This is a genomic window from Campylobacter sp. RM19073, assembly GCF_024723495.1.
Lineage (GTDB): Bacteria > Campylobacterota > Campylobacteria > Campylobacterales > Campylobacteraceae > Campylobacter > Campylobacter porcelli.
In genome coordinates this window covers 201258-216446 of record NZ_JANQCT010000001.1, presented here as the reverse complement: position 1 = coordinate 216446, position 15189 = coordinate 201258, and the positions used below count along the sequence as shown (strand labels likewise).

16 protein-coding genes are annotated in these 15189 nt (G+C 33.1%); 7 read left to right on the top strand and 9 right to left on the bottom strand.

Features of this window, described 5'->3' with window-relative positions; genetic code table 11:
- Nucleotides 1–58: 58 nt before the first annotated feature.
- Nucleotides 59–1330 (top strand): M20/M25/M40 family metallo-hydrolase, encoded by a 1272-nt coding sequence (locus CSUIS19073_RS01115; protein ID WP_086242120.1) that lies wholly within the window; start codon nt 59–61, stop codon nt 1328–1330.
- Here CSUIS19073_RS01115 and CSUIS19073_RS01110 read toward each other — a convergent pair.
- The 6 genes from CSUIS19073_RS01110 to fliW form a co-directional block, all read right to left on the bottom strand.
- Nucleotides 1327–2499, bottom strand: coding sequence for an N-acetyl sugar amidotransferase (locus tag CSUIS19073_RS01110; protein ID WP_086242119.1), 1173 nt, complete (start codon nt 2497–2499; stop codon nt 1327–1329). The genes CSUIS19073_RS01115 and CSUIS19073_RS01110 overlap by 4 nt on opposite strands.
- Nucleotides 2500–2581: 82 nt before the next feature.
- Nucleotides 2582–3106, bottom strand: a complete 525-nt coding sequence (hpf, locus tag CSUIS19073_RS01105; RefSeq protein WP_086236732.1) for a ribosome hibernation-promoting factor, HPF/YfiA family — start codon at nt 3104–3106, stop codon at nt 2582–2584.
- Between the two features lie 49 nt (nt 3107–3155).
- The gene (locus CSUIS19073_RS01100; protein WP_086236731.1) at nt 3156–3593 is read right to left on the bottom strand and encodes a hypothetical protein; all 438 of its coding nucleotides are present in this window, start codon (nt 3591–3593) and stop codon (nt 3156–3158) included.
- The gene (locus CSUIS19073_RS01095; RefSeq protein ID WP_086242118.1) at nt 3590–4372 is read right to left on the bottom strand and encodes a PilW family protein; all 783 of its coding nucleotides are present in this window, start codon (nt 4370–4372) and stop codon (nt 3590–3592) included. The genes CSUIS19073_RS01100 and CSUIS19073_RS01095 overlap by 4 nt, the downstream gene beginning before the upstream one ends.
- The gene (locus CSUIS19073_RS01090) at nt 4369–4929 is read right to left on the bottom strand and encodes a hypothetical protein (protein ID WP_086236729.1); all 561 of its coding nucleotides are present in this window, start codon (nt 4927–4929) and stop codon (nt 4369–4371) included. Before CSUIS19073_RS01090 ends, CSUIS19073_RS01095 begins: the two co-directional genes overlap by 4 nt.
- 21 nt (nt 4930–4950) lie before the next feature.
- Nucleotides 4951–5340, bottom strand: a complete 390-nt coding sequence (gene fliW / locus CSUIS19073_RS01085) for a flagellar assembly protein FliW (RefSeq protein WP_086242117.1) — start codon at nt 5338–5340, stop codon at nt 4951–4953.
- Between the two features lie 161 nt (nt 5341–5501).
- On the opposite strand from fliW, the gene CSUIS19073_RS01080 reads away from it, so the two are divergent.
- From CSUIS19073_RS01080 to CSUIS19073_RS01060, 5 genes are all read left to right on the top strand, one after another.
- A complete protein-coding gene (locus CSUIS19073_RS01080; protein ID WP_086242116.1) occupies nt 5502–6149 on the top strand; it encodes an outer membrane protein assembly factor BamD in 648 nt (215 codons plus the stop codon).
- Nucleotides 6150–6154: 5 nt separating this feature from the next.
- Nucleotides 6155–8527, top strand: coding sequence for an endopeptidase La (gene lon, locus CSUIS19073_RS01075; RefSeq protein ID WP_086242115.1), 2373 nt, complete (start codon nt 6155–6157; stop codon nt 8525–8527).
- Between the two features lie 125 nt (nt 8528–8652).
- Nucleotides 8653–10086 (top strand): catalase, encoded by a 1434-nt coding sequence (locus tag CSUIS19073_RS01070; RefSeq protein ID WP_086242114.1) that lies wholly within the window; start codon nt 8653–8655, stop codon nt 10084–10086.
- 79 nt (nt 10087–10165) lie between these two features.
- Nucleotides 10166–10648 carry an ankyrin repeat domain-containing protein gene (locus CSUIS19073_RS01065; protein ID WP_086242113.1) on the top strand — a complete coding sequence of 161 codons (483 nt, stop codon included), beginning with the start codon at nt 10166–10168 and terminating at the stop codon, nt 10646–10648.
- A gap of 48 nt (nt 10649–10696) precedes the next feature.
- Nucleotides 10697–11104: a hypothetical protein gene (locus CSUIS19073_RS01060; protein WP_086236723.1), complete on the top strand. Its 408-nt coding sequence runs from the start codon at nt 10697–10699 to the stop codon at nt 11102–11104.
- Nucleotides 11105–11143: 39 nt separating this feature from the next.
- Here the strand turns inward: CSUIS19073_RS01060 and cysK are convergent, their stop codons facing one another.
- Genes cysK through CSUIS19073_RS01045 form a run of 3 tightly spaced genes read right to left on the bottom strand, consistent with a single transcriptional unit; the run spans nt 11144 to nt 13743 of the window.
- Nucleotides 11144–12052 carry a cysteine synthase A gene (gene cysK, locus CSUIS19073_RS01055; RefSeq protein WP_086242112.1) on the bottom strand — a complete coding sequence of 303 codons (909 nt, stop codon included), beginning with the start codon at nt 12050–12052 and terminating at the stop codon, nt 11144–11146.
- A 9-nt stretch (nt 12053–12061) separates the two neighbouring features.
- Nucleotides 12062–12475: an RrF2 family transcriptional regulator gene (locus CSUIS19073_RS01050; RefSeq protein ID WP_086236721.1), complete on the bottom strand. Its 414-nt coding sequence runs from the start codon at nt 12473–12475 to the stop codon at nt 12062–12064.
- Nucleotides 12472–13743 carry an O-acetylhomoserine aminocarboxypropyltransferase/cysteine synthase family protein gene (locus CSUIS19073_RS01045; protein ID WP_086236720.1) on the bottom strand — a complete coding sequence of 424 codons (1272 nt, stop codon included), beginning with the start codon at nt 13741–13743 and terminating at the stop codon, nt 12472–12474. Before CSUIS19073_RS01045 ends, CSUIS19073_RS01050 begins: the two co-directional genes overlap by 4 nt.
- A gap of 255 nt (nt 13744–13998) precedes the next feature.
- Between CSUIS19073_RS01045 and pseA the strand changes: the two genes are divergently transcribed.
- The gene (gene pseA / locus CSUIS19073_RS01040; RefSeq protein ID WP_086242111.1) at nt 13999–15135 is read left to right on the top strand and encodes a pseudaminic acid biosynthesis protein PseA; all 1137 of its coding nucleotides are present in this window, start codon (nt 13999–14001) and stop codon (nt 15133–15135) included.
- Nucleotides 15136–15189 lie beyond the last annotated feature (54 nt).

The following is a 15189-nucleotide window of genomic DNA, read 5'->3' as shown; positions in this document are numbered from 1 at the left end:
AATGTTACCATTATTTTGTTTAATTAGATATAATTTTGCAAAAATTTGGGAGTAAAATATGCAAATATTAGATAAATTTAAGCAAATTTGTGCCATTCCTCATTGTAGTTTTAATGCTTTAAAGCTTAGGGATTATCTGGTTGAATTTGCTAAAAGTTGTGGATACAGCGTTGAAATTGATGAATTTGATAATATATACGCCTTTAAAGGCAAGCCAAAAATTTGCCTTCAATCGCATTATGATATGGTTTGCGTAGGTGATGCGCCAGATATTAAGCTGATATTTGATGGGGATATTTTGCGTGCGAAAAACTCTAGCTTAGGTGCTGATAATGGAATTGGCGTGGCGATGATGATGGAGATGATGAGTAAATTTGATAATCTTGAGATTTTATTTAGCGCTAATGAAGAGGTTGGATTAATCGGAGCTAATGGCTTTAAAAAGGAGTTTAAAAGTAGTCGGCTTTTAAATTTAGATAGCGAAGATGAAGATGGGGTATTTATAGGGTGTGCTGCTGGGGAGCTAATTAGAGCTAAAATATCTAAAGAGATGGTGGCTATAAAATCAAATTTATATGAGCTTAATGTAAGCGGCTTGCCTGGAGGGCATAGTGGGATAGAGATTATAAAAGATATACCAAATTCCATAAAAATAATGGCTGAGTTTATAGCCAAAAATGGCGGTAAAATAGTAAGCTTTAGCGGTGGTGAGAGGAGCAACTCCATTCCTGTGAATGCTAAGGCATTAATGGTGTGTGATAATATCTCTTATAATGATGATAGGGTGAGTGTAAAATATCTTAGAAATTGTGAGTGCGAAGTGATTAAGCAAAGCCAAAATATACTAGATTTTATAAATAGCTTCTCTCAAGGCGTTAGGAGCTATGATGAGAGCCTTAGAATTGTTAGAGATAGTATAAATTTATCTATAATTAATGATAGTAAAGATAGCTTAGAGATAGATTTTTTCGCTCGTTCAATGAGTGAAGATGGGCTAGAGAGAGTGAAATTTGAGACATCAAATTTAGCTAGACTTGCTGGGTTTGATGTAAGCTTTTTTGAGCGTAGTGGGGCTTGGACACCAGATATAGGCGAATTTGCTAATTTAGTGCTAAATTTTATGCAAAAGTATAATCCAAATGCGAGATTTCAAGCAGTTCATGCTGGACTTGAGTGTGGGGTATTTGTAGCTAAGCAAAGGGGCTTACAAGCTGCGTCAATCGGGCCAAATATCCACTCACCACACAGCATAAATGAGAATTTAGAGCTAAAATCCTTAGATAAAATATCAAAAGTAGTAAGCGATATAGTAGCTTACTATCAAGATTAATAATCTAGTTTTGACATAATATCTTTAACGCTATAATCGCCCTTTATAGGCTCTATCTCCCAGATAGGGTCTTTAAGCTTATAATCTCCATTCTCATCAAGCTCAAACATATCGCCCCTAAATTTATTAGCATGAGCTATAATCTCATCTTTACTAAGGTCTAGATATGAGCTCATCTTATCCATGTAAAATTCCCCATACTTGCCATCTAATTCACGAAGTAAAAATTTAGCCTCATCTTTACTTATATTCTCTTTTCTTAAATCATATCCGACATGATCAGCGCATTGCCCAAAGCCAAATTTAACATATTTAAAATATTGATTTACTATAGTTGTATAAGCATCAAGCTGAGAGCATCTGCGATATGTGCCTATATCATATGGATTTATATCTTTTGGATATATGCTAAGACCTCTTTGCATTGAGAATTTAGCATTATTGCCTGTGCTCCATTTATCTGTGTAGTAGTTTAGCCATACAGCGGTTATATCCTTTTGTATCAGCTCTTTTACTGGAACTTTATATAAAAATAGATCTTTTAGCTCTATCTCTTCATCTATATAGATAGAGAGTGGGTCATCTTTTAAAGTGTTTGATTGGACTATATTTAAGGCGTTTCCGCTCTTATCTTGAAGTCCTTTATTAGCCCCTAGAGTTAAGGCCGCATTTTCGCCTTGTAAAATCATAGGGATATTAAACATATCAGCAATTATATAAGCTGATGCGTATAGTGTGTATTCAATAGGTTTTGTAGGGTTTAGATACTCCCAAAACGCTTTTTTCATCAATTTTTTAGCTATGTGGCGATTTGGATTTATAGATATTGTCTCAAATCCATGATTTTTTAAATTCTCAAAATTTGCTCTACCAATAGGCGTTATCTCTAGTGGCTCGTGATTAACTAGCAAGACACGAAGTCCAAGCACATCTCTAGCATAAAAAGCTTGAAATGTAGAGTCCTTACCGCCACTTACGCCAACTACGCAGTCATAAGCACCTTTTGCTTTTGTTTTGGCATTTTGTGCTATATCCTTTAGCTCATTTTCTCTTTGCTTCCAATTAATCTTTTTAGACTCATATTCCCATCTACAAGCACCACAAATTCCATCTATAAAAACTACCCCCGGGCGAGTATCTGGCTGCAAACAATTTTTGCAATACTTCATAATTTGCCTTTATATTTAAATTTAAAATATTTTTTTTTTGGGGGGGGTATAACCCCCTTTTTAGAATATTTAATATGCTAGATTAATATAATCCAAATTTTCCATCATTTCTTTTGTATATGACACGCATTTTAGCATCCATATCATTAAATACATAAAATTGCGCACCGCTATCTTTGAGTTTATTTAAAGCCTCTTCAATCTCCATAGGTTTATATAGCTCAAGCTCAGTAGGGACTATCTCATCAGCACCATCAATAGCTATCTCATCAGCTATTTTACTCTCTTTAATCTCATCGCTATTTTTGTGAGTTACTAGCTTATCGTGGTGTCTGCGAAGAACCTTACTGGCCCTATCAAGCGCTAGATCGATTGCGGCATATAGATCTTTATCTTTTTGGCGAATTACTATTGTATCTTTTTTAGCTAGATTAATAGCAAATTCCACATCAAATCCCTTTTTGCCATTTCTTTCATCAGCTGAGATTATAGCCTTAGCAGATATAATATCTAAATTATATTTACCAAGGGCATCAAAAGCACTATCGCAATAGTTTTTGATAGATTCAGTTAGCTCAAATTGTTTGCCTACAATACTTGTATTCATTGCACTCTCCTTTGAAAAATTGGACCTATTTTATCATAAATAATCTTATTTAGGGCTTTTGAGTGGTTATTTTACTTATATTTACTGGGGTTATTAGTAGATTTGGATTGGAATTTACTAAAGTGTGGATTATGGCTGCTTTTATACCGCTACCATCTTTGCTCTCTTTCCAAATTTGAGCATTACAAGATTTAGGCATTTTACCGCCGATATATTTGATTGTAACTACGGATTTTAGCATATAATCCCCACTATTTGGATAATATAGCGTAAATTGGCTCGGACAGCTTTTATCAAAATCATTACGCTGGATATTAGCAATGGCATTTTGTGTAGATGAGATAGCTATTAATTTTGCTTGGGAGTGTAGATATAGCTGGTTTGTCATAGAGATTGTAGTTGAGTTTATGGTTATAATATTTAAGGCGATGCTTGAGATGGCAAGTATAAAAACTATAGCCAAAATCAGGCTAAATCCACCCCTCATATTCCGCTACTTTTACAAAGCTCTACATCGTTATCAAACATACATAGACTAAAGATTATATTGCCTCCATTTTGTTTGATATTAAATGAGCTTACATTGGTGGCTAAGATATTACTTCTAATGGGTGAATTTAGGTTTTTTGGGCTAAATTCATTTAAGATTAGAGTGTTATCTTGTAGTTTTAGCGATATTAGATTGTGGCTTAGATAGTAAATTTCACTTATAAAAATTGGTTGATTTTCTCTTTGGATTGTGATATTTTCGCCATTTGAGCTTAGAATTTTATATGCGTTTTGATAGATATTATCACTACCTTTAAATATCACTCTTATATCATCATTATCAAATTTAAGATTATTTATAACCCTATCTTTTAAACTAGAGTTAAGGCTACTTAGAGGTGAATTAATAGTAATTAAATTTTGCTTAATCTCTAAATTATCAATATCTACAAATCCGCTCCACTTAAATTGGCTACTACTATTTTGACGACTCTCTACACTTTGATTAAACCATATAAACTCATCTGAATTTATGCTAGTATGAAGTGGGAGAATTTGATTATTGCTTTTTATAGATATTGATTCTTTAATGCTTTGATTTAGATAATTTTCTATAATTAGCATAGTATTTATGGAGCTAGATTCTAGCTTGTTAAGCGATGATGTGTGAAGGTAATTGCTATATAAGAGATTATATATTTGTATTATTACCCCTATTAAAATTACCCCGACGACAATACAGATTATCATCTCTATTAGGCTAAATGCTCTTCTCACGGCTGCTCTTTTGCTGGGATTATGAGGCTTTTGATTAGTGGTTCGCCAATATTGTAGCTATATGAATTTAGTATAATTAATTGATCATTTGCTTTTGTTGATATGCTAATTTGCATAGCATCACTTGAGCTGATACCATTTGGCTTATCTACAAATTTAACCTTAATTAAATAGTCTAAATTTAGCAAACTTTTTGAGCTAGCTTTTAATACTCCGCTATCGCCATCAAATCCATTTATGCTATTTTTATTATTATTTATATTATTTGGCGAAATTTGAGATATCTGTCTGCTAGTAAGTGAATTTAGCGGTAGAGTATCGCTGTGGTAGATGGGCTGGGGTAGGGCTGGATCTATGCTATCACTCCATGGGTGTGAGATTATATTTAACATTTTAGTATAGCTTTGGCTAATTGCTTGGGATAAAATCATATCACTAGCACTTTTATGTGAGATTTGTATTATTGATGGTATCGAATAAACTCCAATCGATACAATGATAATTGAGATAACTAACTCAATCGATGAGAAGGCATAACGCATAAATTCGTGGCTCAAATAAGAGCCACTATAAGCAAATTATTGTTTTTGGACATAATTGCTAATTTTCTCTGATTGACCAAAATTTGGATAGTAGCGATTATCTAAAACGATCTGTGCTAATGTAGCAGATGTGGTATTACAAAGCACAGGTGCTAAGAAATTCACAGTAGATTCTTCAATTGGGCTACTAATAGCTACAATTGCATAAAGCTCTAATTGCGAATTTTCATCTATTTCAAGTAGATTTTTATATGGTGTTGGAATGTCAAATTCATAATCAGGACGAAGTGCATATGGATTAATCATAGTAAATGATGTTTTACTATCAACATCTTGCATTTTGACAAAAAAATCATCAATCTTAGTTATCTCAACTTCTTTTATACTTTCAAAGCCTGGAATGGGGTTTTTTACAGAATATTTCACTTTACTCTCCTTAAAAATTTTGGTTTGTGATATTGTAGCATTTTTTATTCCAAATTCATAGAGTTTAAAATGTAAAATATATAATTTTTTGCTAATAATACATAAATTTACCAAAATATTGTTATAATCACTAAATTCAATAATAAATCAAGGAAATTACAATGAATATGAAATTCAAATCTGCTATATTTGTCATATCTTTGACACTATTAGCAGGTTGCGGAGCTAAAAAGGATAATGAATTATATAATCTTACTCCAGATCAGTGGTATAAACAAATTTTAGATGATATAAAAGATGCTGATTTAGAAACTGCTAATAAACACTATATATCATTTGCTAGTGAGCATGTGGCTAGTCCATATTTAGAGCAAGTCTTAATAATCTTAGCTAATGCTCATGTAGATGAAGAAGAGTATAAAATGGCAAATTTTTATCTAGATGAGTATATCAAAAAATATGGCACAAAAGAGAGTATTGAGTATATTCAATATCTTAAAATTAAAGCAAATTTCGACTCATTTTCTAAGCCAAATCGTAATCAAAAATTGATCCAAGAGAGCATTTCTCAAATTAATGAATTTTTAAATAATTACCCAAATACTCAGTATAAAGCACTTATAGAGACTATGCTTGTTAAATTTAGATTAGCTGAATATTACTTAAATTCCGATATTTATAATCTTTATGATAAGCTTGATAGACCAGATTCAGCTGCGATATATCAAGATAAGGTTGATAACTCGCCTTTAAATGATATTAACTCCACTAAGGCAAAATTGCCTTGGTATATGACGCCATTTGAGTAGGAGAGATGATGAGTTTAGTAAATTTACCAATTATAGTTGAAGATGAGCTATTTTTATACCCATTTATGATTACGCCTATATTTTTAAGCGATGAGAAAAATATCAAAGCATTAGATCTAGCCATAAAAGACTCTACATCTGTAATGGTAGTCTGCTCCAAGCCATCAAAGGATGGAGAGAGGGATTTTGATAGTATATATGAATTTGGCGTAGTAGGCAATGTGATGAGACGGGTAGCTATGCCAGATGGTAGGGTAAAAATTCTATTTCAGGGATTAAATATCGGCAAGATAGTAATGCCTATAGATATAGACCCACTTACTGCTAAAGTACAAAGTGTAAATTTAGATGATTATGACATAAATAGAGTTAAGGCTAGTTTGGGTGTATTAAAAGAGAGTGTGAAAAACTTAAGCCTATTAAATCACTTTTTTCCACCAGATCTACTTCGTACTATTGATGATAGCAATGAGGCTAATAGGGTTTGTGATCTTGTATGTAGTGCCTTACATCTTAAAAAAGATATAGCGTATAAATTCTTTATAGAGATGAATTTAGAAAAGAAGATTTTAGATATTATAGAGTATGTAAATACTCAAATAGAGACAAACAAGCTCCAAAAAGAGATAAAAACCAAAGTTACTTCTAAAATCGATAGAGCCAATAAAGAGTATTTTTTAAAAGAGCAGTTAAAAGAGATTCAGCGTGAGCTAGGTATAGATTTAGACAAAGAAGCCCAAATAGCTCAATATAAAAATAGATTAAAAAGCAAACAAAAATTTATGAGCGAAGATGCTTATAAAGAGATTGATAAAAATATAACAAAACTAAGCAAACTCCACGCAGATAGCGCAGAATCCAGCATGACTACTAGCTATTTAGATTGGGTGCTTGATATTCCATTTGGCAATTTTAGCACTAAGAATTTAACAGTCAAAGATGTCCAAAAAGAGCTAGATAGCGATCACTTTGGATTAGAAAAGCCAAAAAGAAGAATTGTAGAGTATTTTGGGCTTAAAGAGCTTTTGCATAGTAGGGGGCTTGAGGATAATAATGGAGCTATTTTGTGCTTTGTAGGACCTCCAGGGATTGGCAAAACTAGCTTAGCAAATTCAATCTCTAATGCCTTAAAGCGTGAGCTTGTGCGTATCGCACTTGGTGGATTAGAGGATGTAAATGAGCTAAGAGGTCATCGCCGAACATATATAGGAGCTATGCCAGGGCGAATTGTCCAAGGATTGATTGAAGCTAAGAGTATGAATCCTGTTGTGGTTTTAGATGAGATTGATAAGATTGCTAGATCTTATAAGGGCGATCCGACTGCTGTGTTGCTAGAGATATTAGACCCAGAGCAAAATAGCAAATTTCGTGATTACTACCTAAATTTTCATATAGATTTAAGCAAGGTGATATTTATAGCTACCGCAAATGACGCTAGTGCCATACCAGCACCACTTCGTGATAGAATGGAATTTATCTGGCTAAATAGCTATACTCCACAAGAGAAATTTGAGATAGCAAAGCGATATTTGTGGCCAAATGAGCTTAAAAAACATGGACTAAAAAGTAGCGAAGTAACAATCAAAAAAGATGCTTTAAATCTTTTAATTAGTGATTACACTAGAGAGAGCGGAGTAAGAAATTTGCGACATAGAATAGCTGATATATTAAGAAAATCAGCCTTAGAAATTCTAAATAACACAACTCAAAAAGTATCAATAACTACAAAAAATTTAGAAAACTATCTAGATAAAAAGGTATTTGAGATAGAGATTGTAGGCAATAAAAATGAGATTGGTATCGCAAATGGCTTAGCTTGGACGGCTGTTGGTGGAGATGTATTAAAGATAGAAGCCATAAAGATCAAAGGCAAAGGAGCTATGCAAATAACAGGTCAATTAGGCGATGTGATGAAAGAGTCAGCAACAATCGCTTTTAGCTTGGTTAAGAGCTTGATAGATAGAGGCGAGATTAAAATTCCTAAAAATTTAATCCAAACCGATGATGATGGCAAAGAAAAAGCTATATATGATAGCTATGATTTACATATTCATGTCCCTGAAGGTGCTACGCCAAAAGATGGCCCAAGTGCTGGAATCACTATGACTACCGTGATTGCTTCTATTTTGAGCGATACGCCAATTTATAGCGATGTTGCTATGACTGGCGAGATCACGCTAAGTGGCAAGGTCTTGCCAATTGGAGGGTTAAAAGAGAAGTTGATAGCAGCTTATAAGGCTGGGGTTAAAAGAGCGATAATCCCTAGTAAAAATTATGATAGAGATCTAAAAGATATCCCACAGCAAGTGGTAGAAAATATGGATATTATGCCAGTTGATACTATCTTGGATGTGCTAAAAATAGCTTTAGTAAAGTAGTGAAAATTAAATTTATACCCAGCTTTGGGGTATAAATTTAAATAATAATTTTTCTTATTTAAAAAATATTATTTAAATTTATATATAATTTCAAAACAAACCAAATTTATTAAGAAGGAAAGAATATGGCAAAACAATTAAACACAGCTAGTGGAAATCCAATTAGCTCAAATCAATTTAGTATCACAGCTGGTGCTAGAGGGCCGGTGCTACTTCAAGATTATCAATTAATTGAGAAACTAGCATTTCAAAATAGAGAGAGAATCCCAGAAAGAACAGTCCATGCAAAGGGTAGTGGAGCTTATGGAGAATTAGAGATTACAGAAGATATATCTAAATATACAAAGGCTTCTGTTTTACAAAAAGGCGAAAAAACAAAATTATTTATCCGTTTTTCAACAGTTGCAGGAGAGGCTGGTGCAGCTGACGCTGAAAGAGATGTGCGTGGATTTGCTATCAAATTTTATACAAAAGAGGGCAACTGGGATCTAGTAGGAAATAACACTCCAACATTTTTTATAAAAGATGGTATGAAATTCCCAGACTTTATCCACTCACAAAAAAGAGATCCAAAAACTCATTTACGATCAAATAATGCCGCCTGGGATTTTTGGACTTTAAACCCTGAGACAATGCATCAAGTAATGATACTTATGAGCGATCGTGGAATTCCAGCTAGTTATCGCCATATGCATGGATTTGGCTCTCATACTTATAGTCTTATAAATGATAAAGGTGAGAGATTTTGGGTTAAATTCCACTTTAAAACTCGTCAAGGTATAAAAAATTTAACAAACGAAGAAGCAGCAAAAATAGTCGCTAATGATAGAGAGAGCCACCAAAGAGATCTATATAATAGTATAGATAAAGGCGATTTTCCAAAATGGGATTTTAAAATACAAATTATGACCGAAGAACAAGCAAATAATTGCAAATTTAACCCATTTGATCTAACTAAAATTTGGCCTCATGCTGAGTACCCGCTAATACCAGTTGGTGTGATGACTTTAAATAAAAATCCTGAAAACTACTTTAATGAAGTAGAACAAGCCGCATTTAGCCCAAGCAATATAGTCCCAGGTATTGGCTATAGTCCAGATAGAATGCTTCAAGCTAGAATTTTCAGCTATCCAGATGCTCAAAGATATAGAATAGGTGTGCATTATCAACAACTTAATGTAAATAAACCTATAGTAGATGTAAATAACTACTATGTTGGCGGATCTATGAATAATGGTAGCTATAAGCAAGAATCACACGCTTACTATGAGCCAAATAGTTTTGGTGGTCCAGTAGAGAGCGATAAATTCGCTGAGCCAGATCTAGCTATTGGTGATGTGGCACAAAGATTTAGTCATAGAGAGTATTATGCTGATTACTATACTGATGCAAGATCTCTATATAATATCCTTCCAGCTGATGAGAAAAATAGGCTTTATTCTAATATCGCAGCGAGTATGGAGGGGGTTAAAGATGAGATAATTCAAAGAGCTATTAATCACTTTAACCAAATTGACCCATCTTACGCTGATGGCGTAAAAGTAGCATTAGCTAAATAAAAAGCTCCCCATCTTGGGGAGATATTGTAAATTTAAGTATCACAAAGGTGCAATTTAAATTTGCAATAAGGATAGAAAGATGATAACTCCAGAAGAAGAAAAGCGATATGAAGAGCTATGTGGATATGCCTTTAACTTCGCTAGAAATAATGAAACAAATGAGCTTGAAAAGATGATAGATGCGGGACTTAGTCCAAATTTAAAAAATCATAAAGGCGATAGCTTGCTTATGCTAGCAGCATATAATGGATCATTAGAAACTACAAAAATGCTTATCCAAAAAGGTGCTAGAGTAGATGAGAGAAATGATAGAGGGCAAACTCCTCTTGCTGGTGTGTGTTTTAAGGGTAATCTTGAAATGACAAAGCTTTTAGTCGAAAATGGTGCCGATATAGATGCAAATAATGGAATGGGGCTTACTCCATATAGCTTTGCTGTGATGTTTAATAGGCAAGAGATAGCCAAATATCTACTAAGCAAGAGTAAAAAGCGTGGATTTCTAAAGATAATTAGCTTAAAATTTCTTAATTTAATAGCTAAATTTAAAAGAGAAAAAGCTTAAAATTTGGAATTAAATTTGCTTGATATATCTAAATTTTAAAGGATAGATATGCAAGTAAATAACAATCTAAATAGCTACACTCAATATATATCTAAATCTCAATCAAATAGCGATTTTAGCGATATTTTAGAGCAGATGAGTTCTAATCTTACAGATGGTAGCAACTCATCAGATATAACTCAAAATTTTAAAGATAATATAATGCAATATGGCATTATGGCAACCATCACAATGATGAATAATGACAAAATCAAAGAGCAAATTGAGCGTAAAAGAGCTGAGCTATTAAAGGCTCTTGATATGCAAAATATGTCGCCAAAAGATAAGGCCGCAGCCTTAGCTAGTATAGAAGATACGCTAAGTAGATATAAAAAAGAGCTACAAGAAAATAATTATGGTTTTAAAACCCAAAATTTAAAAGATAACACGCTTAAAAAGCTTTTTACGCTTTTATAATTTTATAAATACAAATTTGGAGTGAATCCACTCCAAATTTTAATCATAAAGCACGGTTGATAAATATCTTTCGCCAGTATCGCATAGGATTGTTACTATTGTTTTGCCTGGATTTGCTTTGGCTACTTGGCTAGCAGAGTATATATTTGCACCACTTGATATACCTACTAATAGACCCTCTTTTTGAGCTAGTGCTTTAGCTGTAGCGATGGCATCTTCATTTGATACTGTGATAAACTCATCTACAATATCTCTATTTAAATTTTTTGGTATGAAGTTTGCGCCTATACCTTGGATCATATGAGGGCCAGCTTCGCCTTTGCTTAAAAGTGGTGATTTAGCTGGTTCAACGGCGATTACTTTGATATTTGGATTTTTAGATTTTAGTATCTCGCCAACACCGCTTACCGTCCCGCCAGTACCAAATCCAGCGACTAATATATCGACTCTACCATCTGTATCATTCCAAATTTCAAGTGCTGTTGTCTTTTTATGCATCTCTGGGTTAGCTGGATTGTCAAATTGACTTGGAATAAAGCTATTTGAAATCTCTTTTGATAGCCTTAAAGCTTCATCTACTGCACCTTGCATGCCATATTTTGGATCTGTTAATACAAGCTCAGCACCAAATGCTTTAAGTAGCTTTTGACGCTCGATACTCATTGAGCTTGGCATTGTCAAAATGATTTTTAACCCTCTCTCAGCTGCTATCATAGCTAGTCCTACGCCTGTGTTGCCACTTGTTGGCTCAATGATTGTTGTGCTTTTATCAATTTTATTAGTAGCAATTGCATTCTCAATCATATTTAACGCAATTCTATCTTTAACAGAGTGGCTAGGATTTAAAAATTCGCATTTAGCTAAGATAGTTGCTTCATTTCCAAATTTATTTATTTTTATAAGAGGAGTATTACCGATTAACTCACTTACACTATTTGCAATTTTCATATTTATTCCTTAGATTATGTAGTTTAGATATTTACCAGCTTGTTTTGAGTCTATTTTAATACTGCTTAGAGGCTGCATAAATAGCTCTTTTAATTTATTATTATACTCTTTGAAAAATATATCGTATGGGCTAATATTTAGCTCTATGCTTATTAGATTAAATTCATTTTCTAAGCTGTTAAATATATCATAAAGGGTAATTTCATCTATAGTTTTACTAAGATAGTACCCACCCTTAATACCTTTTATACTTCCTACTATACCATCTTTTCGTAAGCTATTTAGGAGTTGTTCTAAATAGTTTTTTGAGACATCAATGGCTGTGGAGATCTCTTTTAAGGAGACGGGATTGCTCCTATCTCCTTTTGATATTTCTAAGATTGCCATTAAGCCATATACGCCTTTGGTGGTAAGTAGGCTCATTTTAAAGCTTCTTTTAGATCGTTTATTAAATCATTAGCGTTTTCTAGACCTATGCTTAGGCGGATTAGTCCTGGGCTAATACCAGTAGCTTCTAGCTCATCAACTGGAATTTGCTGATGAGTCGTGCTAGCTGGATGGGTTATTATAGATTTGCTATCGCCTATATTTACTACTACGCTAAATATTTTAACACTATCAAGCACTTTTTTAGCTGTATCATAATCAGCCACTTCAAAGCTTAAAAGCCCACTAGCTAAACCATCTGTGAAATTTGCTTTGACATAATCATTTAGTTTTGAGCTTTTTAATCCTGGGTAATTTACATATTTTACCTTTGGATGAGACTCTAAAAATTCAGCCACTTTAAGTGCATTTTTAGAGTGTTCTTTGACTCTTATGCTTAGAGTTTCTAAGCCTTGTATTAACTGCCAAGCATTAAACGCTGAAAGAGTAGCACCAATATCTCTTAACAAGCTTAGGCGAATTCTTAGCGTATATATATCAAAGGCTCCGACTAAATCAGCATATACTAATCCGTGATAGCTATCTTCAGCTACATTGAAGTGATTATATCTTTTATTTCCTATTAATTTTTTATTTAGTTGCTCACCAGCTACTATGGCACCAGCTACGCTAATACCTTGACCGCTTATATATTTACTAGCACTATGAACTACTACATCTACGCCTTTATTTATTGGATTAAATAAAATTGGAGTAGCAACAGTGTTATCGGCTACTGTTACAATGCCATATTTATTTGCTATTTCAACGATTTTTTCTACATTTGCAATGGCAATTTGTGGATTTGATAGAGTTTCAAAAAATATAGCCTTAGTATTATCATCTATCAATGCCTCTAAATCATCAGCACTATCAGAATCAAATATTTTAGCCTTTATACCAAATCTTTTTATAGTATGAGTTAGAAGTGTTGTAGCACCGCCATAAATTTTCTTAGCAACTATTATATTATCACCAGCTTCAGCTAAATTTGCAATCGCAAAGAATATCGCAGCTTGACCACTTGAGGTGCTGATGGCTGCTTTGCCATTTTCAAGTGCTGCTATACGAGATTCAAATATATCAAGTGTTGGATTAGTAAGACGAGAATAGATAGGCCCTAGCTCTTTTAATGCAAATCTATTTGCAGCAGTTTCAGCTGTGCCAAAGTCATAAGCCGTGCTTTGATATATAGGCACTGACATAGCTCCTGTGCCAACCTTTGTATCATAACCATAATGTGTTGCTAAAGTTTCCTTTTGCATTTTATCTCCTTCTAATCAAAATTAATAACCAAATTGTATCAAAAAATTTTAACAATGTCAAGTAAATCAATAATATATCTATATTTTATTAAATTTATCTAATTATTATTGGTAAAAACGGATATTTTAATTATATATTAGATTTATATTTATTTTAAATATATTATTTTATTTGGTTATTAATTTTTCAAATTTATTTTTTTTTTTTCAATTGTGGTATAATTTGGCGAAAATTTTAAAATTTTAGGAGAATTGATGAAATTTTGTAAAAGATGCGTTATGCCAAATACTAAGCCAAATTTGTATTTTGATGAAGAGGGAGTATGCGATGCGTGTAGATCTCAAGAGAGAAAGAATTTAGATATTGATTGGAATGGTAGAAAGGCTGAGTTTTTAGAGATTATCAAAAAGCATAAAAAACATCCAATATATGATTGTGTAATTGGTGTAAGTGGAGGTAAGGACTCTCACTTTCAGGTATTAACAATGCTAAATTTAGGGTTAAATCCGCTTTGTGTATGCTTTGAGCCTACTATCCCAACTAAAGTAGGTCGCAAAAATCTAAAAAATTTAAATAGACTTGGAATTGATATTATCCATATAAAAAGAGATCCAAATGTCTATAAAAAACTAGCCAAAGCAGCATTTAAAAGGACTGGGGATAATGAGTGGCAAAACCATCTTGGGATCTTTTCATGCGTGCCACGAATTGCTGTAAATTTTGGAATTCCTCTAATAATCTGGGGCGAAAGTCCGCAATTAGAGTATGGTGGCCCAGCCTCATCAAAGGATAATAATATCTTAGATAAATCTTGGCTACATAGATTTGGTGGGCTTTTGGGTTGTAGTATAGAGGATATGATAGGTGTAGATGGACTTACTAAAGAAGATTTGTATTTTTACACATATCCAAGCGATGAGGAGCTAAAAAGAGTAAATGTAACTGGGCTATTTTTAGGCTATTATGTGAAGTGGGATTATAAAGAGAATTTAAGAATTGCAAAAGAGAATGGCTTTAGCTGCTCTGATCGCCCTGTTGAGACTACATATGAGAATTTTGAGAATTTAGATTGCTACTCAAACCATCTGCATGATTATATAAAATATTGTAAATACGGCTTTGGAAGGGCTACTGATAATGCTTGTATGGATATTAGACTAGGATATATAGATAGAGAGCAGGGCGTAAGGCTAGTAAATAAATATGATGGTAAGCCGCCTAAAAAAGCTATTAAAAAGTATCTTGAATATAGTGGATTTAGTGCTGATGAATTTTGGGAAATTGTAGATTCATTTACTAATAAAGATATTTTTAAATGTGATGAAAATGGCAAATTTTTACGCGATATAGATGGCTCATTAATTCGCAAAGATGGCACAATCTTAAAATAAACCATATAAATTTGGAGCAATTCTAGCTCCAAATATTTTAAATTTCATATAAAT